Here is a 25,989-nt window from a genome sequence, read left to right on the forward strand (position 1 = left end):
AATCAACGCTCGAAACCGTTTGCGTAGCTAAAGAGTAACTGGTTTTTAGGCTCTATACATGTTTCGATAACAAATTATCGCTATGTGAAGCACTAGCAAAGCGTGCGTGCAGGGCTGGGGGGCTGATAAATTTGCTCGGTTTCTATCTGGTCACGGCTCACATTAGGCTCTAGCTGGTTTGATGCTTGAGGGTTTAGCGTGGAAAATTAGCAGAGGCTATCGCGTGGTCCCCGCCGCCTGGAACCACCAAGACGGTCAAACGTAAGACGGTCAAGAAAGGGTCGAGACAATTGGGCAAACTTCTGGAGTCGATCAGTAATCCCGATGATCTCAAGGCTCTAGGGGCGCAGCAATTACCTGAGCTAGCCGAGGAAATTCGCCAGTACTTGATTCAATCGGTAGCTCGCACTGGTGGTCACCTAGGCCCCAATTTGGGGGTTGTGGAGCTAACTATTGGGCTGCATCGCGTCTTTGATTCTCCACGCGACACCATAATTTTTGATACTGGGCATCAGTCATATGTGCACAAGCTGCTTACTGGCCGGCAGGATTTTTCCGCTTTGCGGGAGCGCGGCGGCATCTCGGGATACCCCTCACGCGCTGAGTCTGCTCACGACGTCGTCGAAAACTCTCACGCTTCTACTGCCCTGTCTTGGGGCGACGGCGTAGCGCGCGCTAAGGCTTTAAAGGGGGATACTCGCTCGCACGTGGTAGCTGTGATTGGTGATGGGGCCATGACCGGCGGCATGGCTTGGGAAGCCATGAACAACATTGCGGTTTCTCCCGATAAGCACCTGGTGATCGTAGTTAACGACAACGGCCGTTCCTATGCCCCAACTATTGGCGGGCTAGCTCACCATCTAGATGCACTACGTACCTCAGCTGAATATGAACGTACTTTAGGGCGCATAAAGTCGGCGCTACTTAGCCAGGGGGCAGCGGGCCGTAAAGCTTTTGGGGCGCTGCATGGGCTTAAGCGGGGGCTTAAGGATCTGGTAGTTCCCGAGGTTATCTTTGAGGATCTGGGCATTAAATACACTGGCCCGGTTGATGGACATGATTTACAGGCCCTGGAGGCGGCGCTGCAACTGGCCCACGACTATGAAGATCCGGTGATCGTTCACGTTAAAACTGAAAAGGGGCGCGGCTATAGCCCGGCTGAGGAGGATGTGGCCGATCGTTTCCATGCAGTCGGCAAGATCCACCCGGAAACTGGCTTACCAGTAGTGCCTTCGCGTTTTGGCTGGACCAAGGTTTTTGCTGAAGAAATCTTGGCTATTGCCCACGAAAATGACTCGATAGTGGGTGTTACTGCCGCCATGAAGGCCCCGGTGGGGCTAAACCTGCTATCTGAGGCCTATCCGCAGCGGGTTATTGATGTGGGTATTGCCGAGCAGCATGCGTTGACTATGGCGGCTGGCATGGCTTTTGCGGGCATGCACCCGGTGGTGGCTCTGTATGCAACTTTCTTAAACCGTGCCTATGACCAGCTGTTGATGGATGTGGCCATGCACCACGCCCCGGTGACAGTGGTGCTTGATCGAGCCGGTATTACTGGTGCAGATGGGGCCAGTCATAACGGCATGTGGGATATCGCTATGGCTGCCATGATTCCTGGTATGCGTTTAGCGGCTCCGCGTGATGAAGCTACTTTGCGCCGTCAGCTGCGTCAGGCTGTGGCTATCGACGACGGCCCTAGCATGCTGCGTTACCGTAAAGGCTCTATGCCTGCCCCGATTGAGGCTATTGAAACCCTAGAAGGGATGGACTGGCTTTACCGCAGTAGCAAGCAGGGGGCTGGTAAGCGTGTGCTACTAGTGGCGGCTGGGGCTATGGCTGAGCCGACGCTAGCGGCGGCGGCGCAGTTAGAAACTTTGGGATACGCCCCTGATGTGATTGATCCGTGCTGGCTGTTGCCGATTAACCCGGCTCTAGTTCAGTTAACTCGCGACTATGACCTGGTGGTTAGCGCTGAAGACGGGCTGGTTGATGGCGGTTTTGGCTCTGCATTGCGCGATCAAATGGAGGTAGCCCAGCTGTACACCCCCATGTCGCGTATTGGCATTGCTAAAAAGTTCCTCGAAACCGCTACCCGTGCGCAGCTAATGGCTGATATGGGCATGGATAGCGAGGGGATTGTGGCGCGGGTACAGGCTTTTTTCGCGCAGTGAAAGCCTAGTCAAACCACCCCCTTGTGTGGGACTATAGTCCTTGCGTGACCTGGGGAACCCTACTTAAAACGCTGCAATTATGCGCTAGTCTGATAGGACTAACGTTTGGTTGTGAGGGACCTAACGCCGCTTTTAAGGCTTAACTTAGACAGAAGTTAAGCAGAAAGACTTAGAGTTAAGGAGACGGCGCGAAGGAGTCGCTGTCTCGCCCACAGGACGATGAACCACCAATGTCGGGCGGCTAACGCCGACCGAACAGGAGGATTTGGATGACTACAGAGGCAGTGGCAAACGCCACGCAGGTGCCTGAAGCTTGGCAGGGTTTTAACCTTGGCAAATGGAATGAAGAGATCGATGTTCGCGACTTCATTCAGCGCAACTACACCCCTTACCTGGGCGGTGAAGAGTTCCTAGCTGGCCCCACTGAAAAGACCACGAGCCTGTGGGAGACCCTGGAGAAGGACTACCTGTCTGAGGAACGCAAAGTACGCATCCTTGACGTAGACACCCACACCCCCACTGATATCGACGCTTTTAAGCCCGGTTACATCAGCGAGCAGGACGACGTAGTGGTTGGTCTGCAGACTGACAGCCCCCTCAAGCGCGCCATGATGCCCAATGGCGGCTGGCGCATGGTTGAGACCGCTATTCACGAAGCAGGCAAGGAATACGACCCTGCCGTGAAGGAGATCTTCACCAAGTACCGCAAGACCCACAACGATGCCGTTTTCGACATCTACACTCCCAACATTCGTGCGGCTCGCTCTAGCCACATCATTACCGGTCTGCCTGACGCCTATGGCCGTGGCCGCATTATTGGTGACTACCGCCGCGTGGCCCTATACGGTGTTGACTACCTGATTGCGCAGAAGCAGAAGGACAAGGACTCTGTAGTTGGCCAGCCCTTCTCTGAGCACTGGGCTCGTTTCCGCGAGGAGCACGCTGAGCAGATCAAGGCTCTTAAGAAGCTCAAGAACATGGCTGCTTCTTACGGCTACGACATCTCCGGCCCGGCTAAGGACGCTCACGAGGCCGTGCAGTGGACCTACTTCGCTTACCTGGCTTCCGTTAAGAGCCAGGACGGCGCGGCCATGTCCATTGGTCGTCTGTCCGCATTCCTAGACGTCTACTTCGAGCGTGACCTAAAGGCCGGTAAGATCACCGAGTCTCGCGCTCAGGAGCTGATCGACAACCTGGTCATGAAGCTGCGTATCGTCCGCTTCCTGCGCACCATCGCTTACGACCAGATCTTCTCCGGCGACCCCTACTGGGCCACCTGGTCTGACGCTGGTTTCGGCGACGACGGCCGTACCCTGGTCACCAAGACCTCCTTCCGTCTGCTGCAGACTCTACGTAACCTGGGCCCGGCTCCCGAGCCGAACATCACCATCTTCTGGGATGAGAACCTACCTGAGGGTTACAAGGACTTCTGCGCTGCTATCTCCATCGAGACCTCCTCGATTCAGTACGAGTCTGACCCCCAGATTCGTGAGCACTGGGGCGACGACGCCGCTATCGCCTGCTGCGTGTCCCCGATGCGTGTAGGTAAGCAGATGCAGTTCTTCGGCGCCCGCGTTAACGCCGCCAAGGCCCTGCTTTACGCCATCAACGGCGGCCGTGACGAAATGAGCGGTAAGCTCATCGTTCCCGACCACCAGGGTGTTGAGGGCGACGGTCCGCTGGACTTTGACGACATTTGGGAAAAGTACGAGCAGATGCTGGACTGGGTTGTGGGCACCTACGTTGAGGCCCTCAACATCATCCACTACTGCCACGACCGCTACGCTTATGAGGCCATCGAGATGGCTCTGCACGACAAGGAAATCGTGCGCACCATGGGTTGCGGTATCGCTGGTCTATCCATCGTGGCCGACTCCCTGTCCGCCATTAAGTACGCCAAGGTTTACCCCATCCGCGACGAGTCTGGCCTGGTGGTTGACTACCGCACTGAGGGTGACTTCCCGATCTACGGTAACGACGACGACCGCGCCGACGACATTGCGGCCACCGTGGTTCACACCGTGATGAGCAAGATCCGCGCCATTCCGCTCTACCGCGACGCGATCCCGACCCAGTCCGTACTAACCATTACCTCCAACGTGGTTTACGGCAAGGCCACCGGTTCCTTCCCGTCCGGTCACCGCAAGGGCACCCCGTTCTCTCCTGGTGCTAACCCGGAGAACGGTATGGACACCCACGGTATGGTCGCCTCCATGCTCAGCGTCGGTAAGTTGGACTACAACGATGCTCTAGACGGCATCTCGCTGACCAACACCATTACCCCGCAGGGTCTGGGCCGTACCAAGGAAGAGCAGGTAGCCAACCTGGTTGGTATCCTCGACGCCGGCTTCCTGGCCGACGAGTCCTGCGTGGAAGACGCAACCAAGGGTTTCTAACCCACACAGCATCCAGTAAACCTAGGCCCGCCGCCTAACCCAGATGGCGGCGGGCCGCCGGAAATCCCGGCAATCTCTAAAAGGAGAAAGAAAATGGCCACCACTTACGAAGAGCGCCTAGCTTCCATGAAGGCTAACCGCGAGGCTCAGCAGGGCGTCAAGGGTCTGTACCACGCCAACATCAACGTGCTAGACCGCTCCACCCTCGAGGACGCCATCGAGAACCCCGAGAAGTACCCGAACCTGACCGTTCGCGTTTCTGGCTACGCTGTTAACTTCGTCAAGCTAACCCGCGAGCAGCAGCTGGACGTTCTGGCTCGTACCTTCCACCAGAGCGCCTGAGGAAAGTTGTCTGTTACAGGCAATGACTTCAGTAACAACTTCTACGCAGGCGGGACCGCGTGACCAGGACTTCCTGGCGCCAGGTGCCCGCCTGCGCGGCGCTGGTACCGGTGGGCTAGTAGAGCTCACCGATATCGAGCGTTCGCAACGTCTAGCGAAAATGCGTGACGGTTCCCTGGGTTCTATTCACTCTTGGGAACTGGTAACTGCAGTGGATGGTCCGGGCACACGCATGACCGTGTTCCTGGCCGGTTGCCCACTGCGCTGTTTGTACTGTCACAACCCCGACACCTTCCTGATGAAGGATGGTGAACCGATCGAGGCTGATGAACTGCTGCGCCGTATGCGCCGCTACCGGGGTCTGTTTAGGGCCACCAATGGCGGCATCACCCTGTCCGGGGGAGAAGTACTAATGCAGCCGGCCTTCGCTAAACGCCTGGTTAAGGGTGCCAAAGCGATGGGTATTCACACCTGCCTGGATACTTCTGGCTACCTGGGGGCGCACGCAGACGATGAGATGCTCGATAATGTGGATCTGGTGCTGCTTGATGTAAAAAGTGGCGATCCGCAAACCTACAAGCAGGTAACTGGGCGCGAACTAGCTCCCACCATTGAGTTTGGCAACCGTCTAGCTGCTAAAGGTATTGAGGTTTGGATCCGTTTTGTACTGGTTCCCGGTCTAACCGATGATCCAGACAATATGCGGGCAGTGGCTGAAATCGTAAAGCCTTGGAAAAACGTTACTCGCTTCGAAGTGCTGCCTTTCCATCAGATGGGCACCGATAAGTGGGATGCTTTGGGCTTGGAATACAAGCTACGAGACGTAAAACCGCCTAGCCCTGAGCACACTGATGAGGTACGTCAGCTCTTTAGAAGCTACGGTTTTAACGTTTTTTAGAGCCGGCTACACGCTTATATTCTCGGTCAGCTTGTAGCTGCGCTTGGGTAAGATTTAATTCTTCCAGGCGCAGCTGCAAGGCTGGGGCTACCTGGTGAATTTGCCATGCCCTAGCGCCGTTATCAGCTAAGTATTCGGCCACATCCATGCCTGGGTACCAGTACCAGGCTAGTTTTCGTTGTAAGCCGGGATAAAGCAGGTTTTCTTGAATTAAAGTTAGCTGCGCAGCGCAGCTATGCACGGTTTCGCGTACTGTTTGTAGTACTTCGAAATGCAGCGGGTAGCGTCGTGACCATACACGTAGTTCTGGCACCTTACCTACAGGAGCTAGATCGATGGGCTTAGGTAGCTGTGATTCTGGCAGTTTCATAGCGCTATCAACTGCCTTCCACCATTGCTCCATATATGCACGCGCATCGCGCGAGGACATCTCTCGAATAGCTCGCAGCTGTTTACGTGAATTTGGCATACGTTTAGCTACAGCTACGATCGCGTAATGTGGTAGTACCTTCACTGGTGGTAGATCTTGTGCTTTAGCTATTTCTTCACGGGTAAGCCACAGATTACGTAAAATTGCTCGTCCACGTGCGGTGGTTACCCTGCCGGCTCCATGCATGTGACGCCAGGGATCTACACGTTCAGGGCGCGGGGGAGCGGTGCGTTCAAATTCAAATTCGGCTAGTGCCCACTGCAGTTTTCCGGCTAACTCCAGTTCAGTTAGTAGAGCTGAGCGTAGATCAATTAGTAGCTCCACATCTAGCGCGGCATAGTTAAGCCAGGAGGTGGGTAGTGGCCTCACTGACCAGTCAGCTGCGGAGTGCTCTTTGGCTAAATGCCAACCTAAAGTGTCTTCAATCAGGTGGCCTAGCCCGCGCTTTTCACGTCCCAAAATGCGGGCAGCTAGCTCAGTGTCAAAAAGCGCATCAGGGCGCATACCTAGCTTAGCTAGGCAAGGCATATCCTGGTCTGCCGCATGTAAAATCCACTCCACCCCAGTTAAGGCCTCATTGATGCAACTAAAGTCACGCCCAGTGCCTACCGGGTCAATTAATAAGGTGCCTACGCCGTCGCGACGTAGCTGCACCAGATAAGCATCTTGACCATAGCGGTAGCCTGAGGCACGCTCTGTATCTACTGCCACCGGGCCGGTACCTGCGCGTAAACGCTCAGCAGCTAAATGAAGTTTCTGGGGAGTGTCGGTCAGATCTGGTAAACCGTCTGCTGGAACTGTAATTTTCCGCGAGGGTTCACCAGTGCTCATACAACCACTTCCACATCTTTAAACGGACGTATCCCAGCCATTTGGGACACCAAGTGCAGCCAAGCCACCATGTGCGGGGCCAGATCCTCACTGGTGGGGGACCAGGAACAGCGCAACTCTACGTGTGCCTTGGCACGGGTCAATTCTATGCCACCAAAGCTCTCTGAAAGTGTACGAGTTACAGTTCCAGACACATTTGAGTAGCCAGCCCCGGCCCGATCTAATTCTTCAGGCAAGCGTGCCCAGGTGATTTGACCCAAGTAAGGATCAGTGCTGGCTTCTTCATCTATCTGTGCACGTACCCCGGCTACTAGCCGGAAAGGCGAACCCCACAGGGAGATCTGCTCCTGATCGTAGAGAATCACGAAGGATCCGGTGCCTACTGACTCCCCATCTGCCATGAGTAGTGTGCGCGAGTCTATGGCCGCAGAGTATTGGCTTACCCCACGTGGGGGTTCAACTTCCTCCACGGTGACGCTGGGAGGTACCTGCGCTAGACGCAAAGATTCCAGCGCCTTAATAAATTCGCGCGGCTCTTGGCCAGCCCGGCTGGGGGCTTCCTCCAGATCGGCAGGTGGGGGAGCTATATGCAGACTCACACTGCCAATGTAACGGCGGGCTAGCACAAAATACGCTAGCCACGCCGCATTTAAAGCACCAGATCCAGGGCTTTAGTTCATCAGTAGGCACAACGAGTGGGACTCGACCTCAACTTTGGCTTTGGGCTTGAGCTTTCGTGGCAAGCCCTTAGTTGGTTGAGTATCAATTACCACCTTCCAGGCTTTACTGGTGCCGGTAGGTTCAGTGGGAATAGTGAACTCAATGTCTTCCTCAGAGGCGTTAACCAGCAGCAGGAAGGAGTTGTCCACGATCTTTTCGCCACGTCGATCAGGCTCAGAGATAGCGTGACCGTTGACGTAAACCATCAGTGAACGCGCATACCAGGCGGTCCAGTCCTCATCGCGCATGTGCTCGCCCGAGGGACGCAACCAGCCGATTTCCTGCAGCTTACTCTCACCGCCGTGGGCGGCGTCACCGTAGAAGAAACGACGACGGCGCAGTACCGGGTGGTCTTTACGTAGCTTGATTACCCGGCGGGTAAAGTGCAACAGATCCTGCTGGGTAGCAGTTAAATTCCAGTTAACCCAGGAAAGCTCGTTGTCCTGGCAGTAAACATTGTTATTGCCTGCCTGAGTGCGTCCCATTTCGTCGCCATGGCAGATCATGGGCACGCCCTGGCTAAAGAGCATGGTGGTGAGGAAGTTCTTAATCTGGCGGCTACGCAGAGACAAAACTTCGGGATCTTCGGTTGGTCCTTCCTCACCGCAGTTCCAAGAGCGGTTGTTGGATTCACCGTCGGCGTTACCTTCGCCGTTAGCTTCATTGTGCTTGTTGTTGTAGGACACCAAGTCATTCAAGGTGAAGCCATCATGGGCGGTGATGAAGTTAATTGAAGCCATCGGCGCACGTCCCGAGTGCTGATATAGGTCAGCGGAGCCGGAAATGCGGGCAGCAAACTCACCCAAAGTAGAGGGCTCACCGCGCCAGAAGTCACGCATGGTGTCACGGTACTTACCATTCCACTCGCTCCACAGAGCGGGGAACTCACCTACGTTGTAACCACCGTCGCCCACGTCCCAGGGCTCAGCAATTAGCTTGACGCCGCTAAGTACCGGATCTTGGGCGATAAGTTCAAAGAAGGTGGAAAGCTTGTCTACCTCATGGAATTGACGAGCCAAAGTGGAGGCTAGGTCAAAGCGGAAGCCGTCCACATGCATCTCGGTAACCCAGTAACGCAGTGAGTCCATAATCAGCTGCAAAACTGCGTGTGAACGCATCAGTAGGGAGTTACCCGTACCGGTGGTGTCAAAGTAGTGGGCTTGATCGCCGTCGACAAGACGGTAGTAGGAGGCGTTATCGATACCCCTGAAGGAGAGGGTGGGGCCCATGTGGTTACCTTCAGCGGTGTGGTTGTAAACCACATCCAAAATTACTTCAATGCCAGCCTCGTGCAGGCTTTTAACCATGGTCTTGAACTCGTTGACCTGGTGGCCGTCTTGCCCATAGGTAGCGTAACCATTGTGGGGAGCAAAGAAACCAATGGTGTTGTAACCCCAGTAGTTACTCAGGCCCTTGTCCTGCAAACTGGTGTCATTAACGAACTGGTGCACCGGCATTAGCTCAATTGCGGTTACGCCCAGATCAGTCAGGTGCTTAATGGCGGCCGGGTGAGCTAGACCCAAGTAGGTGCCCTGTAATTCCTTGGGAATATCTGGGTGCAGCTTGGTGAAGCCTTTTACATGAGCTTCATAAATGATGGTTTCGTTGTAGGGGTGAGCTGGGGGGCGGTCGCGGCCCCAGTCGAAGAAGGGGCTAACTACCACTGAGCGCATGGTGGAATCGGCTGAGTCTTCCTCGTTGCGCTGGGTGGGGTCAGCAAAGTCATAGGAGAACAAGCTGGGGTCGTTTTTCACCGTGCCACTGATGGCTTTGGCGTAAGGGTCTAGTAGTAGCTTGCTAGGATCACAGCGGTGACCATTGGCTGGATCATAGGGGCCGTAGACGCGGTAACCATACTGATGACCAGGGACGATACCCGGCAGGTAACAGTGCCAGACGTCGTTATCGACTTCGGTTAATTCAATACGGTTCTCATTACCCTCGCGGTCAAAAAGGCACAGCTCAACCTTGGTGGCAACGGCGGAATAAATAGCGAAATTCGTGCCCGAACCATCAAAGGTTGCGCCTAGCGGGGCGCGGTTTCCGGGCCAAATTTGCGTGGGGGCATTAAGCATGAACCAATTCTATTGGTAATGACACAAACCTTGGTGTGATGCATGTAACTGTATTTCGATTTGCATCAGCGGGCTTAAGGCGGGTAAGTTTCTACCTGCACCCCGCAAGGGGAGTTAATGCGGATGTGGCTCAGTTGGTAGAGCATCACCTTGCCAAGGTGAGGGTCGCGGGTTCGAGTCCCGTCATCCGCTCGGGCGATTGGCGCAGCGGGAGCGCGCTTCCCTGACACGGAAGAGGTCACTGGTTCGATCCCAGTATCGCCCACGCGTTTCCCAGCTTTTAAGGCTGGGTTTTTTTATACCATTTTGTATTGTCATGGCGGATCCATCTACTTATAAACCAGCTCCTGGCCAAATTCCTACTTCTCCGGGCGTCTATCGTTTCCTCGATGAGCAAGGCAGAGTTATCTATGTTGGCAAGGCCAAAAATCTGCGTCAGCGCCTGAGTAACTACTTCCAGGACTTAAGCGCGCTACATCCACGTACCCAAAAAATGGTGACCACTGCAGTGGCAGTTAAGTGGACTGTGGTGCAAACCGAGGTGGAGTCACTGGCCCTGGAATATTCCTGGATTAAGGAATTTAACCCGCGCTTCAACGTCATGTACAAGGATGACAAGTCCTACCCCTACCTGGCTGTAACCATGGGGGACACCATTCCGCGCGTGCAGGTTATGCGCGGGGCGCGTAAACCTAAAGTGCGTTACTTTGGGCCATTTGTACAGGCCTGGTCTATTCGCGACACGGTTGATCAGCTACTGCGGGTCTTTCCGGTACGCACCTGCTCTCAAGGGGTACTAAAACGCGCCCAAGCCTCAGGTCGGCCCTGTCTGCTGGGGTATATAGATAAATGCTCAGCTCCCTGTGTAGGGCGCATTTCGGTAGCAGACCACTACGCCTTAGCGGAAGATTTTTGCTCTTTCATGTCTGGGCGCACCGGCCCCTACGTGCGTGCGCTTGAAAAACAGATGCAGGAGGCTGCCCAAAAGCTTGACTATGAGCGGGCAGCACGTTTACGTGACGATATTGCCGCCTTGAAAAAGGTAATTGAAGCTAACGCCGTGGTGCTTCCAGACGCCACTAATGCCGATGTTTTCGCCCTGGTACGCGACGAGCTAGAGGCCGCCGTACAGGTATTTCACGTGCGTGGCGGACGTATTCGCGGTCAGCGCGGCTGGGTGGTGGAGTTGGTTGAGCCACTAGACGACGCCGCCCTACTGGAAAACCTAATCGAACAGGTTTATGGGGACGCAACCCCCGGACGCGGCAACATGCAGGCCCCTACCAGCGTAGACGACGTCGCCCACAGTGACACCTCAGCTGTACCGCGAGAAATCCTGGTGCCCACCCTGCCCCAAAATCTAGATACTTTACGCGACTGGCTCAGCTCACTGCGCGGTGCCAACGTAGAAATCAGGGTGCCTCACCGTGGTGACAAACGCGCCTTACTGGGCACAGTACTAAAAAACGCTGAAGACGCTATGCGCCTACACAAAGCCAAGCGCGTAGGCGATCTAACCCAGCGTTCGGCGGCGCTGGAAGAACTCGCCCAAGTTTTGGAGCTAGAAACCGCCCCACTACGCATCGAATGCTACGACGTCTCCCACACCCAGGGCACCCACCAGGTGGCCTCGATGGTGGTCTTTGAAGACGGAGCCCCGCGCAAGAGTGAATACCGTAAATTCATTATTCGCGGCGAAGACGGCAACGGCGCAAGTGATGACACCGCTGCCATGCGTGAAGTGCTAACCCGTCGAGTACGCCGCTACCTGGCTGCCTCAGGGCACCCGGAAATGAGTGGGGAAGACGAGGATGGAGTCACCATTACCTCCGGCCCCATTGACCCACAAACGGGCAAACCCAAGCGTTTTGCCTACGCCCCTTCACTGATTGTGGTTGATGGTGGTCTGCCTCAAGTTAATGCCGCCCAGGCCGTGATTGAGGAGATGGGCGCTGACATCCCCGTAATTGGCTTAGCTAAGCGCCTGGAGGAAGTGTGGGTGCCCGGCCATCAATTCCCGGTGATTTTCCCGCGTACCTCAGCAGCCCTATACCTGCTGCAGTATTTGCGCGACGAATCCCACCGCGCTGCCATTACCCATCACCGCAAACGCCGCGCTCAAGCCATGACCCGCTCAGTTCTAGATGAGGTACCTGGTCTAGGCCCGGCCAAGCAGAGCGCATTACTGCGTCAATTTGGTTCAGTGGCCGCCATGCGTGAGCTTAGCGTTGAACAATTAACCCAGGCTAAAGGGGTCGGACCTGCATTAGCGCAGGCCATCAAGGATCACCTGGATGCACATCCGGCGGGTGGAGCTAAAAAGAATAGTCATAAATAACCGCAGGCTGTTAACACGCATCCAAACATGGGATCATGAGTTCATGACCCACAGCGAAAGCGCATCACTTAACACTGTCCCTCAAGGTATTCCTGTACTAGATGCGCAGGCCGCGCCAGTTGAGCCTGCTCAGCGTCCTGAATTATTAATTGTTACCGGCATGTCTGGAGCCGGCCGTTCACGCGCCGCCATGGCTCTGGAAGATCTCGATTGGTATGTGGTTGATAACCTTCCGCCTCAGATGCTGCCGGCGCTGGCAGGCATGATGACCGCTGATGGCGGGGGAGTGCACCGCCTAGCCGTAGTGGTTGATGTGCGCAGCCGTGACTTTTTCAGCCAGTTCTATGACTACCTAAAGCGTCTGCGTGACACGGACGTAAACTACCGGGTTATTTTCCTAGACGCCTCAGATGCAGCCTTGGTGCGTCGTTTTGAGTCTTCACGCCGCCCGCACCCGTTGCAGGGGCGGGGGTCAATTTTGGAAGGTATTAACCGCGAGCGCGCGCTGCTAGGTGATTTACGCACTCGCGCGGATGATGTGATTGATACTTCAAACTGCTCTGTGCATGATCTGTCACGCCAGATTCGTGACCTGGTGGCTACTGAGTCTGACTTGGCGTTAAAGATCAATGTGATGAGCTTTGGCTTTAAATACGGCATTCCGCTAGATGCAGATTACGTATGTGACGTGCGTTTTATTCCTAACCCTTACTGGGTGGGGGAGCTGCGTCATTTAACCGGTCGCGATGCGCCTGTGGCTGAATATGTCTTCGCTCAGCCCGGTGCAGCTCAATTTGTTGACCAATACGCCAACCTGCTGGTTCCGGTTCTGCCACACTATTTAGATGAACTTAAACCGAACGTCACGATTGCGATGGGATGCACCGGCGGTAAGCACCGCTCGGTGGCTAGCGCAGAGCGCGTGGCTGCACGTTTGCAGGCAGCCGGGTTCTGCGTGCGTACCTATCACCGTGACTTGGGACGGGAGTGATGAGTGTGGCGTTAGATGAAAACTGTATTGAAGCTGATGAGCCTGGTGGTGCCCGCCGCGACCGGGTAGTAGCCCTGGGGGGTGGACATGGTTTGTCTGCCACCTTAAAGGCTCTGCGTAGCATCGACATTGACCCCACTGCAGTGGTTACGGTTGCTGATGATGGCGGCTCTTCTGGGCGCCTGCGTCGCGAGTTTGACTGTCTGCCGCCGGGGGATTTGCGCATGGCTTTAGCGGCGCTTTGTGATGACTCCACCGACTGGGGTACCACTTGGCGTGATGTTTTACAGCACCGTTTTAAAGGACAGGGGGAGCTGGATAATCACGCCCTGGGAAACCTACTGATTTTGGCGCTATGGCAGCTGCTTGAAGATGACTTAGTGGGGCTTGACTGGGTGGGCAGGCTGCTTAATATTCATGGGCGCGTAGTGCCTATGAGTTCTTCGCCGCTGGTTATCGAGGCTGATTCTTGGCAGGGAGATAACTGTGAGCACCTAAGTGGGCAGGCTGCCGTAGCTAAGGCTACTGGTTGCGTGAAGCATTTAGCGGTGGTGCCTGCGGACGCTGATGCTCACCCGGAGGCTGTGCGCGCTATTGACGCAGCTGACTGGGTGTTGTTAGGGCCGGGTTCTTGGTACACCTCGGTACTACCGCACCTATTACTGCCGGCTATGCACCGAGCTTTGGTTTCTACTAAGGCTAAAAAGGCCGTGATTATGAATTTGGGAACTTCTAAAGCTGAGACTGTGGGCATGGGAGCGGCAGACTTGCTGGAGGCTTTAGAAGCTTATGCCCCTGATTTACGCATTGATGCAGTTATCTGTGACCCGCGCCAGTGTGGTGATCGGGCTCGTCTGGTGGCTTGTACTGAGCGTATGGGGGGTACTTTGATGGAGTTTGAAGTTTGTGGGGATGCTTGTGGCGGAGTACATGACCCGCTCTTGCTAGGATCTGCTTTGAAACAGACCTTTGAATCCCTGGGAGCCTAGGTAAATGTCTTTGACCTTAGACGTTAAAAATGAGCTAGCCTGCGTCGTCCCTGCCAGTGTTAAGGAGGCGCAGGCAGAGGTGGCGTCTATATTGCGCTTTGCAGGTGGTTTGCAGCGTCTAAGGTCTAGCTATCTGGTGTATGCGGAGTTAGATCACCTAGCTAGCGCCCAGCGACTGCGTAAACTTATTGCCCGCTATTACAAGGTAGAGACTGAGCTGATCAGGCTTAATCAGACCACTCCTGAGCGTGGGGAGCGCTATATGGTGCGCACCTTGGATAGCGGCAATAAGCTGGCTGTAACTGTTCCCAGTAATTTGTTTGCACGCCAAAGTGGGCTGTTGAATTCCAAAGATGAACCGGTGTTGGGTCTGCCTAAGCCGGTGATTTGGGGTGGTCGCACTGTAGTTGGGGCAGCCTGGCGAGGAGCTTTTTTGGCGCGCGGTTCGCTAACTGCTCCGGAGCGTTCCTATGCCATGGAGGTTACTTGCCCTTCTGAGCAGGCGGCGGTGGCTTTGGTGGGGGTGGCCAAGAGTATTGATTTAACTGCTACTCACCGTGAAGCTAGGCGCAGCTACCGAGTGGTGATTCGTGACGGGGAGGCTATTTCTAAGATGCTCACCCGTATGGGGGCTAAAAAGACGGTGGCCCTGTGGGATGAGCAGCGTTCACGGCGTGAGTCGCGAGGTACTGCTAACCGCCTAGCTAATTTCGACGACGCTAACTTGCGTCGCAGTGCTCGGGCGGCAGTAACTAATAGCGCCAAGGTGGAGCGGGCCTTTGAAATTTTGGGTGATGATATCCCTGAAAACTTGCGCCAGGCCGGTTTGTTGCGTTTGGAGCATAAGCATGCGTCCCTGGAGGAGCTAGGGCAGTTGGCGACGCCGCCGCTTACTAAGGATGCTATTGCGGGGCGGATTCGGCGCTTGCTAGCTAGCGCCGATAAGGTCGCTCATGAGCGTGGTATGGCTGACACTAGCTCAGTGCTGACCGGGGAGATGCTCGAAGACTGACGCCCATCGTGTTTGCATTAACAACGATGTGACCAAAGCCGTTTAATGGGACTTAAGTCCTATTAAACGGCTTATCTGCTTTGAGTATGTATACGATCCTTTACGCTCTGTGAAATCCGTAAGGGGCAAATTGCCAAACTGGATAGGCAAGCGGGCTTTTGTGAGGATAGACTGGCTGCGTCCGGTAAGGAACCGCACCTCGCGGAATCTGACTCCGGGGCACGTAAAGTGCATTTGACCAAGAAGAACTGTGCGCTATGTGCGCACTAGGAGGACACAAAGTGACCACCCGCGTTGGTATTAACGGCTTCGGCCGCATCGGCCGTAACTTCTTCCGCGCCGCCCTAAAGCAGGGAGCAGACTTTGAGGTTGTCGCCGTCAACGACCTGACCGACACCAAGACCCTAGCCCACCTACTCAAGTACGACTCCATCCTGGGTCGCTTCGATGGCGAAGTTTCCTTCACCGAGGACTCCCTCATCGTTAACGGCAAGGAAATCAAGGTTCTAGCTCAGCGCAACCCCGCTGACCTGCCCTGGGGCGAGCTAGGCGTTGAGGTCGTTGTTGAGTCCACCGGTTTCTTCACCGATGGTGAGAAGGCCAAGGCTCACATCGAGGCTGGCGCCAAGAAGGTCGTCATCTCCGCTCCCGCGAAGAACGTTGACGGCACCTTCGTCATGGGTGTTAACGACGGCGACTACACCAACGACCTAAACATCGTTTCTAACGCCTCTTGCACCACCAACTGCCTAGCTCCTCTAGCCAAGGTTCTACACGAGAACTTCGGTATCGAGCGCGGTATCATGACCACCATCCACTCCTACACCGGTGACCAGCGCATCCTGGACGCTCCTCACAAGGACCTGCGTCGCGCCCGCGCCGCTGCCCTGAACATGATCCCCACCAAGACTGGTGCTGCTCAGGCTGTGGCCCTGGTTCTGCCCGAGCTCAAGGGTCGTTTCGACGGTCTAGCCGTCCGCGTCCCCACCCCGACCGGCTCCCTGACCGACCTGACCTTCGTGGCCGAGAAGGAAGTTTCCGTCGAGGCCGTTAAGGCTGCCGTCAAGGCCGCTGCTGAGGGTGAGCTCAAGGGTGTCCTAGAGTACACCGAGGACCCGATCGTCTCCCACGACATCGTTGGTAACCCCCACACCTCCATCTTCGACGCCACCGAGACCAAGGTTATCGGCAACCTGGTCAAGGTTCTGTCCTGGTACGACAACGAGTGGGGCTACTCCAACGCTCTGGTTCGCCTGACCGCTCTGGTCGGCTCCAAGCTCGCCTGAGTTAAGTCGAACTAACGGGAGTATCACTCTCTAAAAAGCTGAGCCCGCGCACATTAGTACGCGGGCTCAGCTGCACCGGACCTGCTTAAAGTAGGCAACCGGATAACTCCGCTATTAGCGGATACAAAGCTGTATTAAAGGAGAAAACGATTATGAAGACCATCGAGAGCCTCGGTGATCTAAGCGGCAAGAGCGTACTAGTTCGCTCCGACTTCAACGTGCCGCTAGATGCAGACAAGAACATTACCGATGACGGTCGTATTCGCGCCGCCCTACCTACCCTGAAGCTGCTGCTTGACGCAGGCGCCAAGGTAATCGTGGTGGCTCACCTGGGCCGCCCCAAGGGCAAGGTCAACCCCGACTACTCGCTAGCCCCCGTGGCCAAGCGTCTACAGGAGCTGTCTGGCGCCAAGGTAATCCTGGCCAGCGACACCGTAGGCGAGGGTGCCAAGGCTGCTGTGGCCGAAGCCAAGCCCGGCGAGATCGTGCTGCTGGAGAACGTACGTTTCAACGCTGCTGAGACCTCCAAGGACGACGCTGAGCGTGAAGCTTTTGCTAAGGAACTAGCCTCCCTGGCTGACGTGTTCGTCTCTGACGGTTTCGGTGTTGTGCACCGCAAGCAGGCTTCGGTTTACGACGTTGCCAAGCTACTGCCGGCCGCTACCGGTCTGCTAGTTGCCAAGGAAATCGAGTCCCTGGGCAAGGCCGTAAACAACCCTGAGCGTCCCTACGTAGTGGTGCTGGGTGGCTCCAAGGTTTCCGACAAGCTCGGTGTTATCGCCAACCTGCTGTCCAAGGCTGACAAGCTGATCGTTGGTGGCGGTATGGCCTACACCTTCCTAGCCGCTAAGGGCTACGAGGTTGGTACCTCGCTGCTGGAGAAGGACCAGATTGACACTGTCAAGGGCTACATCGAGACCGCCGAAAAGAACGGCGTCGAGCTGCTGCTGCCCGTTGACACCGTAGTGGCCCCCTACTTCGGTGCTGACGCCCCGGCCACCGTGGTTCCCTCCACCGAGATCCCGGCCGACCAGATGGGTCTAGACATCGGCCCCAAGACCCGCGAGCTGTTCGCTGACGCGATCAAGTCTGCCAAGACTGTGGTATGGAACGGCCCCATGGGTGTATTCGAATTCCCCGCTTTTGCCGAAGGCACCAAGGCTGTAGCCAAGGCCATGAGCGAGTCTGACGCCTTCAGCGTCATCGGTGGTGGCGACTCCGCTAGCGCCGTACGTAACCTGGGCTTCGACGAGTCCACGTTCTCCCACATTTCCACTGGTGGTGGCGCCTCCCTCGAGCTGCTCGAGGGCAAGGTTCTACCCGGTATTGCTGTTCTGGAAGGCTGAAAATATGACCAACCGTACCCCCCTTATGGCCGGTAACTGGAAGATGAACCTCGACCACCTCGAGGCTAACCACCTAATCCAGGGCCTGGCTGTGGAGCTGAAGGAAGACGAGCACGACTACTCCAAGTGTGAGGTAGTTGTTTTCCCGCCTTTCACCGACATCCGCTCTGTGCAGACTGTCGTCGAGGCTGACGAGCTGGGCATCAAGTACGGTGCTCAGGACGTATCCACCCACGACAACGGTGCCTACACTGGTGAAATCTCCACCGAGATGCTAACCAAGCTAGGCTGCACCTACGTGCTAATGGGTCACTCCGAGCGTCGTGAGTACCACGGCGAGTCCGACGAGTACGTTGGCGCCAAGGCCCGCAAGGTCCTCGACGCTGGCATGACCCCGCTGCTGTGCTGCGGTGAGGCCCTAGAGGTCCGCAAGGCCGGCACCCACGTAGAGTTCGTGGTTGGCCAGATCCGCGCCGCCCTCAAGGGCTGGAGCGGTGAGGACGTCGCCAAGATCGTCATCGCTTACGAGCCCATCTGGGCCATCGGTACCGGTGAGACCGCTACCAGCGAAGATGCTCAGGAAGTTTGCGGTGCTATCCGCGCTGCCCTGCGTGAAGACTACGGCGACGAAGTTGCCGACGTCGTGCGCGTGCTCTACGGCGGCTCTGCCAAGCCCGGCAACATCAAGGAGCTCATGGCTCAGCCCGACATCGACGGCGCCCTGGTTGGTGGCGCTTCCCTGAAGGCTGACTCCTTCGGCGAGATGGCCAACTTCTACGCCTGATAACACTCAGTCGTAAAACGGGGGTCAACCTCAAGGTTGGCCCCCGTTTAGCGCTGCAACTATCTAGTGTTTAAAGCTAGTAATTCGTTAAAAACTTCTTTGCACAGGTAGTATTTCAATCAGTGCAGCTATAGCTGCAAACCCGACTAGTAATAAGGAGGCGCGTAAGGTGGCTATCTTGGCAATCGTGCTTAAGGTTTTGCTGTTCCTGTCTAGCTTCTTCCTGATTTTGACGATCCTGCTGCACAAAGGCCAGGGCGGCGGTCTATCCGACATGTTCGGTGGCGGTCTGTCTAGCTCGGTAGGTTCTTCTGGCGTAGCCGAGCGTAACCTCAACCGCATTACCATCGGTGTAGGCATCGTTTGGGTTGCCACCATCGTAGGTCTAGGCCTAATCGCTCGCTTTGCCTGATCGCGATCAGCTGGCGAAAGCCTTAGAAACTTACCTTTCGCACCTGCGGGTCGAACGCGGCTTAAGTCAAAATACCGCTGGAGCTTACCGGCGTGACTTAAGCCGTTACGTCAATTTTCTTCGCAGTCGCGCAGTCACTGACCCCAGTGCTATCACCAGCACTGACGTCAGTGACTTTCTTCTTGCTATCCGCTCAGGGGCCGACGGCGCCTCGCCGTTAGCTCCAGCTTCGGCCTCACGCTGCATTACGGCTGTGCGCGGCTGGCATAAGTTCATTGCTGAAGAAGGCATAACTGCAGATAACCCCGCAGCGCAAGTTAAGCCACCGGCTATTGCTAAACGACTGCCTAAAGCTCTAAGCATCAGCCAGGTTGAGGCTTTGATAGAAGCCGCCAATATTGATGACTCACCTTTAGGCCTGCGTGATCGAGCCCTGATTGAGTTGCTTTACGCCACTGGCGCGCGTATTTCCGAAGTAGTTTCACTAAGTATCGATGATTTTGACCGTGACAACGGCGTAGTGCGCCTATTTGGTAAAGGTGCAAAAGAACGTATCGTGCCGGTAGGGCGCTACGCCCTGGCTGCCTTGGATGCTTACCTGGTGCAGTCACGCCCCATCCTTGGTTTAAAAGGCACCGGTTCACCAGCTATTTTCCTAAATACTTTAGGTAGGCCCCTAAGCCGCCAAAGCGCTTGGGCAGTGCTGCAAAGTGCAGCTAAACGGGCAAACTTAAGTGAGCATATTTCTCCACACACTTTGCGCCACTCGTTTGCCACCCATCTACTAAACGGTGGGGCAGATGTGCGTGTAGTACAGGAAATGCTAGGCCATGCCTCAGTAACCACTACGCAGATATACACCAAGGTCACCATTGACCATCTGCGCGAGGTATATGCCACCAGCCATCCGCGAGCACGCGGCTAAAAATCCTCAAATAAGTTTGCTCTTAGCTATCCGGCGCGGCTGTCCTGGTTTTAAAGCCAGCTTGCACTAGGCTTGAGCCGTGAACGATTCCCAGCAACCCGGCAACGACACCCACGAACTACCGGTCGTGGATTTTCCGGTTCCCATGCCGTTGGATGCTCACGGCCCGGCTCGAGTTATCTCGGTATGTAACCAGAAAGGTGGGGTAGGTAAAACTACTACCACCATTAACTTGGCAGCTGCACTGGCAGAATATGGCCGTAAAGTGTTGATCGTTGACTTTGATCCGCAAGGCGCGGCCTCAGCTGGTTTGGGCATCAACTCTAATGTCTTGGACACCACTATCTATGACCTACTAGTGGCTAACCGTCCAGATGTGCGTCCAGCTATTCACCACACTGCGGTGGAGGGGCTAGATATTGTTCCTGCCAACATTGACCTATCTGCTGCTGAAGTGCAGCTGGTTAATGAGGTGGCCCGCGAGCAGGCTTTGCATCGAGTGCTGCGTCCAATCATGGATGACTATGACGTTATCTTTGTAGACTGCCAGCCTTCACTAGGTTTGCTCACCATTAATGCCCTAACTGCTTCACACGGGGTGTTGATTCCCCTAGAAACTGAGTTCTTTGCGCTACGTGGTGTGGCATTGCTAGTTGAAACTGTTGACCGTATTCGCGATCGTCTAAACCCGCGACTACAAATTGACGGTATTTTGGCCACCATGGTTGACCCACGCACTTTGCATTCCCGTGAAGTACTTGAGCGGCTAGAAGAAGCTTTCCAAGAGCGGCTTTACAATACTCAGATTCGCCGTACGGTTAAGTTCCCTGACGCGTCTGTGGCTAGCGAACCGATCACCGTATATGCGCCCACCCACCCGGGGGCTGAGGCTTACCGGCGTCTTGCCCGTGAAGTGATCTCACGCGGTAACGTAGCCTAGAAGTGGCTGAGGCTAGATAGCGTTTAAGCCTCAGCAATGAGAAGATTAAAGGGTGAGTGACGTTTCCCTTGATTTTTCAGGTCAAGAATTTTATGACGACGACGATCTGGAAGAAATAGAAGTTGATGACAGCGATTTAGAGCTGTCTACTGGCCATGCTGATGCGGATAAATCAGGCGGTGAGCACCATGATCCACATCAGGAACAAGGTGAGCGTCTACAAAAAGTCTTAGCCCATGCTGGTGTGGGCTCTAGGCGCATGAGCGAAAAGCTAATCGCTGCAGGTCGAGTAAGCGTAGACGGTGTCAAGGTTAGGGACATGGGTTTACGAGTTGATCCGCAGACCCAAGAGATCCGTGTTGACGGCCAGCGTATTTTGGCTGATCCTGACGTGATTACGGTGATGCTTAATAAGCCCACTGGGGTAGTTACCACGATGGAAGATCCACAGGGGCGTCCTACTGTGGCTGCTTTTGGGCGCCGCTACGTAGAAGAGCACAAGCTTGGCTCAATCCGTTTAGTGCATGTTGGTCGGTTGGATACTGATACTGAGGGCTTATTACTACTGAGTAATGATGGTCAGCTTTCGCATCGTTTGATGCACCCTTCATATGAGACCTCAAAAACTTATATCGCCATTGTTAAAGGTAAGTTTGAGCGCGGCACTGCGCGAAAGTTGCAGCGCGGCATTGAACTAGATGATGGCCCTATTAATGCCGACAAAGTAACCATTAAAGAAGCCACTAAGGCTGGCTCGATTGTGGAGGTTACACTCCACAGTGGCAGGAACCGGATCGTGCGCCGCATGCTAGCAGCAGTAGGTCACCCGGTGCAGCGTCTGGCGCGTACCCGTATTGCTAATTTGCATTTAGGTTCACTTGCTCCCGGGCAAATGCGGGCTTTAAGTAGTGAAGAAATCATGGAGCTACAGCGAGAGCTAGAACTGTGACTAAGCTGCAAGAGGGGCTAAACCCTATAGATGAAGTTGTGGCGGGGGAGGGGAGATCTTCTGACCAGCTAGACGCTGTCAAGGATGCGCTAGAACAGTCGCTTACTAAAGAATTAGACAGTGTCAATGGTTTAGTGTCTGCGAACCTGATTAGTGCACCCGCGCCTCTTGTTAACTCTCCGGTACTTATTATTGGGGCAGGTTTACTAGGAGCCAGTATTGGTTTAGCTCTAACCCGCACTGGCGTGCAGGTATGGCTAGAAGACTCTTCACCCACCGGTTTGGAACTCGCTTGCGATTTAGGTGCAGGTCAGCCGTTATCTGCTCAGCCTGCGCCGGTGCCAGCCCTGGTAGTAGTGGCCACGCCCCCGGATGTGGCCGGCGACGTCGTCGTACACGCCCTACGCAACTACCCCGGCGCCGTCGTAACTGACGTAGCCAGCGTAAAAGAACCCATTGCCAAGTGCGTACTAGAACATGCCCCTGACCTAGCCCAACGCTACGTGGGTTCCCACCCCATGGCGGGCCGCGAGCGCTCCGGGGCGGCTAGTGCCCGCGCTGACCTGTTCGACGCGCGCCCCTGGGTGCTAGTTGCAACCTCTGCCACCAGCCCAAATGCCCTAAGCGCAGTGCGGCAACTAGCCATTGACCTGGGTGCTCTACCCACCCAGCTAGGTGCAGCTGAACATGACCGGGCGGTAGCGCTAATATCGCACACCCCGCAACTAGTAGCCTCAGCGTTAGCGGCGCGTCTAGAACAAGCCCCTGAAGTGGCCTTAAACCTAGCCGGTCAGGGACTGCGTGATACTACCCGTATTGCCGCCTCCGATCCGCGCCTGTGGGCAGCCATCCTAAACGCCAACCGTTCTTCGGTATCCCAAGTGCTACGTGAACTGCGGGTGGATATAGACGCTCTGATCGAGGCGCTGGAACAGGGGCGCGGCGCGGTGGGGACAGTCGTAGACGTAATGCAACGCGGCAACCTGGGCCGTGACCGTATTCCGGGTAAACACGGCGGGGCCCCCAGCCGATATGCCGAAGTGATGGTGCTGATCCCAGATGCTCCCGGGCAGCTAGCGCGGCTATTTAACGATGTGGGCGCGGCGCAAGTAAATATTGAAGACCTGGTGATTGAGCACTCGGCAGGTCAGCGTCAAGGCCTGGCCACATTACTGGTGGCGCCGGCGGCGGCGGTAGGGCTGCGGCAAGCTTTGGAGCAGCAGGGATGGAAGATAGTGGCTAATTAAACCCTGCGCCGCTAGCGCTAAAACGTGGTATCTGGCTTGTTTACATGGCAAGCTGACACTAGAAGCTTAAAAATTAGGAGTAAAAGATGGGGATTGTTGTAGCTATTGACGGGCCTAGCGGCTCGGGTAAATCATCTGTATCCCTGGCGGTAGCCCGCCAGCTGCAACTGGCCTACCTGGACACGGGGGCCATGTATCGCGCAGCCGCCTGGTGGTGCGAGCATTTAGGGATCGATCTGGAAGATCAAGAAGGCGTAAGCGACGCCGTCATTTCCATGCCCCTACACATGGATACTGACCCTGGCCGCCCTGGCCTAAGCGTGGATGGCATTGATATCGCTCAGGCTATTCGCGAGCCGCATATCTCTGCGGTAGTTTCCAAGATTGCTGCAAACCTGGATGTACGCGCCGAATTAGGCCGTCGCCAGCGTGAATTGATTGAGCATGGCGCAGCCAACGGCGGCATTGTGGCAGAAGGGCGCGACATCACCACCGTGATTGCTCCCGACGCGCAGGTGCGCCTACTAATCACTGCCTCTGAGGAAGCTCGCCTAGAGCGCCGCGCTGCTCAGCTAGAGGCTGCTGGTAAGAGTGTGGATGCAGCTGCTCTGCGTGACCAGGTGCTACGCCGCGACCGTGATGACGCTAAAGTCTCCCAATTCCTTGAGGCTCCCGAAGGCGTCACCCTAGTTGACACCTCCAACTTGGACTTTAACCAAAGTGTTGAAAAGGTCAGCGCTCTAGTGCGCGCAGCCATTGAGGAAGACCAGGCGCTGGGGGAGAGCGAGCGTCTACGCACTGACGCTATGCGCGCCACTTTGAGTGAATATGACCTAGATGCTGAAGACTTAGCACTCCTAGATGGTCCCGCCCGCAACGGCGCTGAAGAAAAAATTGAGGCTGGTTTACCCGTGTTGGCCGTGGTTGGCCGCCCCAACGTAGGTAAATCTACGCTGGTCAACCGTGTACTAGGGCGACGTGAGGCAGTAGTTCAAGACCGCCCCGGGGTGACCCGTGACCGCGTTTCCTACCCGGCCCACTGGGCTGGACGCGACTTCACCATTGTTGACACCGGTGGTTGGGAAGTTGATGTGGCCGGGCTCGATGCCTCGGTAGCTTCTCAGGCCGAAGTGGCAATCGAAATGGCTGACGCAGTGCTGCTGGTAGTGGACGCTACCGTAGGCATTACCGAAACTGACGCCCAGGTGGTTAAGCTGCTGCGTCGCTCCGGTAAGCCCGTGGTGCTAGCCGCTAACAAGGTCGATTCTTCTGTGCAGGAAGCCGATGCCTATGCGCTGTGGAATCTTGGCCTGGGGGAGCCCTACCCGGTATCTGCGCTACACGGGCGCGGTAGTGGCGATGTGCTAGATGCCTGCATGAAGATTTTGCCTCTAGTCAGCGCAGTTGCTGGCCCCGCCCCTGAGGGTGACCTGCATCGAGTGGCGCTGGTGGGCCGCCCCAATGTGGGTAAGTCTTCTTTGCTTAACTCCATTGCGGGCTCGCAGCGTGTGGTGGTTAATGAACTCGCGGGCACCACCCGTGACCCGGTTGACGAAATCATTGAGCTTGATGGGCGCAAGTGGGTGTTTGTTGACACTGCAGGTATCCGCCGGCGCGTCAAGCAGTCTCGCGGCGCTGATTTCTATGCGGTTTTGCGTACTCAGGCTGCCATTGAAAAAGCTGAAGTTGCCGTGGTGCTACTTGATGGCTCTGATGTGGTTAGCGAGCAGGATGTGCGCGTAATCCAGCAGGTAGTTGATGCTGGTCGCGCCCTGGTGTTGGTTAACAACAAGTGGGACCTGGTAGATGAAGATCGCCAGGCACAGCTTAAGTGGGAGATTGAAAAAGACCTGGCCCACGTTTCCTGGGCGCCGCACATCAACCTGGCAGCTAAGACTGGCTGGCACACTAACCGTCTGGTGCGTGCTCTCGACGCCGCACTTGAGGGTTGGTACACCCGCATTCCGACGGCGCGGCTAAATGCCTTCCTAGGGGAGTTGCAGGCTGCTACCCCGCACCCGCTGCGTGGAGGTAAACAGCCACGCATCCTGTTTGGGGCGCAGGTGCAGGTGGCCCCGCCGCGCATAGTGCTGTTTACTACCGGTTTCTTGGACCCAGGCTATCGGCGCTTTATTGAGCGACGTCTGCGTGAAGAATTTGGCTTTACTGGTTCTCCGATTCAGATCGGTGTGCGCGTACGTGAGAAGCGTAAGCGTAAGTAGCCAAATAAAAGTGACATAGCTCATTGGGTTTCAATTTCCCTTTGAGTGGTTGCTTGCGGTAATCTCTTATCCGTTGCGAGCGAAGAGAAAATCGTAAGCACACGGGCTGTGGCGCAGTTTGGTAGCGCACTTGACTGGGGGTCAAGGGGTCGTGGGTTCAAATCCCGCCAGCCCGACCAACAAATCCCGTAGCTTTAGAGCTACGGGATTTTTTAGTTTCAGGCAATGCTTGACTGGTTCTGCTGCGGCGATGCGGGGGTTAAAGGACAAAAAGAGTTGGTCTGAGCCCGACCTTTCGGCTTTGTAGTGCGAGAAAGTCTGGTTCAAAGTTGTTGGGGGCCAACTTTGAGGGTGGACAAAATGTGTTGGTGAAACATCGACTTTTCGGCTTTATGGTGCGGGAGAGTGGGCGTCAAAGTTGGTACTGGCAGATTCGGTGAGTGAACATCTCGAAATGCGATTCCTGTGGCAGGAAGCTGATCCGGTACGGACTGTCGAAATCGGGCAAGCAGAGGTGGCATTGCACCTCGTGCCACTCAACTGGCGTGCAGCGGATTGATACCTCGGCCAAGCATCTGGGTGAGTTTCTTGCCTGGCTGCTCAGCGGTAATCGGCAGGCGGATATGCCAGGTGGGGGCAGGTCGTTTCGCAGGCGATGCCAGGGTTTGTGGCGAGGTGTGGCCTC

At 55.7% G+C, this 25,989-nt stretch carries 21 protein-coding genes and 3 tRNA genes; 21 read left to right on the plus strand and 3 right to left on the minus strand.

The features are described 5' to 3' along the window. Positions 1–290: 290 nt before the first annotated feature. The 4 genes from dxs (at position 291) to pflA (ending at position 5,807) form a co-directional block, all read left to right on the plus strand. Complete coding sequence (gene dxs / locus HMPREF0045_RS01935) at positions 291–2,171, plus strand: 1-deoxy-D-xylulose-5-phosphate synthase (RefSeq protein ID WP_005984978.1); 1,881 nt, start codon at positions 291–293, stop codon at positions 2,169–2,171. Between the two features lie 269 nt (positions 2,172–2,440). Next, positions 2,441–4,567: a formate C-acetyltransferase gene (gene pflB / locus HMPREF0045_RS01940; RefSeq protein WP_005984979.1), complete on the plus strand. Its 2,127-nt coding sequence runs from the start codon at positions 2,441–2,443 to the stop codon at positions 4,565–4,567. Between the two features lie 93 nt (positions 4,568–4,660). Further along, positions 4,661–4,909: an autonomous glycyl radical cofactor GrcA2 gene (gene grcA2 / locus HMPREF0045_RS01945; RefSeq protein ID WP_005984981.1), complete on the plus strand. Its 249-nt coding sequence runs from the start codon at positions 4,661–4,663 to the stop codon at positions 4,907–4,909. A gap of 22 nt (positions 4,910–4,931) precedes the next feature. After that, entirely contained in the window at positions 4,932–5,807 is an 876-nt protein-coding gene (pflA, locus tag HMPREF0045_RS01950; protein WP_005984983.1) for a pyruvate formate-lyase-activating protein, read from the plus strand. Here pflA and HMPREF0045_RS01955 read toward each other — a convergent pair. The 3 genes from HMPREF0045_RS01955 to glgX form a co-directional block, all read right to left on the minus strand. Next, positions 5,794–7,068 (minus strand): HRDC domain-containing protein, encoded by a 1,275-nt coding sequence (locus HMPREF0045_RS01955; RefSeq protein ID WP_005984985.1) that lies wholly within the window; start codon positions 7,066–7,068, stop codon positions 5,794–5,796. The genes pflA and HMPREF0045_RS01955 overlap by 14 nt on opposite strands. Further along, a complete protein-coding gene (locus tag HMPREF0045_RS01960; RefSeq protein WP_180963001.1) occupies positions 7,065–7,667 on the minus strand; it encodes a DUF3000 family protein in 603 nt (200 codons plus the stop codon). Before HMPREF0045_RS01960 ends, HMPREF0045_RS01955 begins: the two co-directional genes overlap by 4 nt. A 72-nt stretch (positions 7,668–7,739) precedes the next feature. Next, complete coding sequence (gene glgX, locus HMPREF0045_RS01965) at positions 7,740–9,863, minus strand: glycogen debranching protein GlgX (protein ID WP_005984989.1); 2,124 nt, start codon at positions 9,861–9,863, stop codon at positions 7,740–7,742. Positions 9,864–9,982: 119 nt separating this feature from the next. On the opposite strand from glgX, the gene HMPREF0045_RS01970 reads away from it, so the two are divergent. The 17 genes from HMPREF0045_RS01970 to HMPREF0045_RS11385 all read left to right on the plus strand — a co-directional run. Further along, a tRNA-Gly gene (locus HMPREF0045_RS01970) sits at positions 9,983–10,055 on the plus strand. Position 10,056: 1 nt separating this feature from the next. Further along, a tRNA-Val gene (locus HMPREF0045_RS01975) sits at positions 10,057–10,128 on the plus strand. Between the two features lie 51 nt (positions 10,129–10,179). Further along, on the plus strand, positions 10,180–12,201 hold the full coding sequence (gene uvrC / locus HMPREF0045_RS01980; RefSeq protein WP_005984992.1) for an excinuclease ABC subunit UvrC: 2,022 nt from the start codon (positions 10,180–10,182) through the stop codon (positions 12,199–12,201). 43 nt (positions 12,202–12,244) lie between these two features. Further along, positions 12,245–13,192, plus strand: a complete 948-nt coding sequence (gene rapZ / locus HMPREF0045_RS01985) for an RNase adapter RapZ (protein ID WP_005984994.1) — start codon at positions 12,245–12,247, stop codon at positions 13,190–13,192. After that, the gene (locus HMPREF0045_RS01990; protein ID WP_005984996.1) at positions 13,192–14,181 is read left to right on the plus strand and encodes a gluconeogenesis factor YvcK family protein; all 990 of its coding nucleotides are present in this window, start codon (positions 13,192–13,194) and stop codon (positions 14,179–14,181) included. Before rapZ ends, HMPREF0045_RS01990 begins: the two co-directional genes overlap by 1 nt. 4 nt (positions 14,182–14,185) lie before the next feature. Continuing rightward, positions 14,186–15,193: a DNA-binding protein WhiA gene (gene whiA, locus HMPREF0045_RS01995; RefSeq protein ID WP_005984998.1), complete on the plus strand. Its 1,008-nt coding sequence runs from the start codon at positions 14,186–14,188 to the stop codon at positions 15,191–15,193. Positions 15,194–15,474: 281 nt separating this feature from the next. Further along, positions 15,475–16,479, plus strand: coding sequence for a type I glyceraldehyde-3-phosphate dehydrogenase (gap, locus tag HMPREF0045_RS02000; RefSeq protein ID WP_005985000.1), 1,005 nt, complete (start codon positions 15,475–15,477; stop codon positions 16,477–16,479). 152 nt (positions 16,480–16,631) lie between these two features. Continuing rightward, positions 16,632–17,825: a phosphoglycerate kinase gene (locus HMPREF0045_RS02005; RefSeq protein ID WP_005985003.1), complete on the plus strand. Its 1,194-nt coding sequence runs from the start codon at positions 16,632–16,634 to the stop codon at positions 17,823–17,825. 4 nt (positions 17,826–17,829) lie between these two features. Beyond that, positions 17,830–18,609: a triose-phosphate isomerase gene (tpiA, locus tag HMPREF0045_RS02010; protein WP_005985005.1), complete on the plus strand. Its 780-nt coding sequence runs from the start codon at positions 17,830–17,832 to the stop codon at positions 18,607–18,609. A gap of 169 nt (positions 18,610–18,778) precedes the next feature. Further along, positions 18,779–19,021: a preprotein translocase subunit SecG gene (gene secG, locus HMPREF0045_RS02015; protein ID WP_005985006.1), complete on the plus strand. Its 243-nt coding sequence runs from the start codon at positions 18,779–18,781 to the stop codon at positions 19,019–19,021. Continuing rightward, a complete protein-coding gene (gene xerD, locus HMPREF0045_RS02020) occupies positions 19,014–19,946 on the plus strand; it encodes a site-specific tyrosine recombinase XerD (protein ID WP_005985007.1) in 933 nt (310 codons plus the stop codon). The genes secG and xerD overlap by 8 nt, the downstream gene beginning before the upstream one ends. 79 nt (positions 19,947–20,025) lie before the next feature. Further along, positions 20,026–20,886 carry a ParA family protein gene (locus HMPREF0045_RS02025; protein WP_005985008.1) on the plus strand — a complete coding sequence of 287 codons (861 nt, stop codon included), beginning with the start codon at positions 20,026–20,028 and terminating at the stop codon, positions 20,884–20,886. 52 nt (positions 20,887–20,938) lie between these two features. Then, positions 20,939–21,835 carry a pseudouridine synthase gene (locus tag HMPREF0045_RS02030; protein WP_005985010.1) on the plus strand — a complete coding sequence of 299 codons (897 nt, stop codon included), beginning with the start codon at positions 20,939–20,941 and terminating at the stop codon, positions 21,833–21,835. A gap of 149 nt (positions 21,836–21,984) precedes the next feature. Next, positions 21,985–23,082: a prephenate dehydrogenase gene (locus HMPREF0045_RS02035; protein ID WP_040315892.1), complete on the plus strand. Its 1,098-nt coding sequence runs from the start codon at positions 21,985–21,987 to the stop codon at positions 23,080–23,082. An 86-nt stretch (positions 23,083–23,168) separates the two neighbouring features. After that, positions 23,169–25,304, plus strand: coding sequence for a bifunctional cytidylate kinase/GTPase Der (gene der / locus HMPREF0045_RS02040; protein WP_005985014.1), 2,136 nt, complete (start codon positions 23,169–23,171; stop codon positions 25,302–25,304). A gap of 102 nt (positions 25,305–25,406) precedes the next feature. Further along, a tRNA-Pro gene (locus HMPREF0045_RS02045) sits at positions 25,407–25,483 on the plus strand. A 261-nt stretch (positions 25,484–25,744) separates the two neighbouring features. Beyond that, positions 25,745–25,989 (plus strand): transposase-like zinc-binding domain-containing protein (locus HMPREF0045_RS11385; RefSeq protein ID WP_462138031.1); only part of this gene is annotated, 245 nt, incomplete at its 3' end.

It is taken from the genome of Actinomyces graevenitzii C83 (assembly GCF_000239695.1).
GTDB classification, from domain to species: Bacteria; Actinomycetota; Actinomycetes; order Actinomycetales; family Actinomycetaceae; genus Actinomyces; species Actinomyces graevenitzii.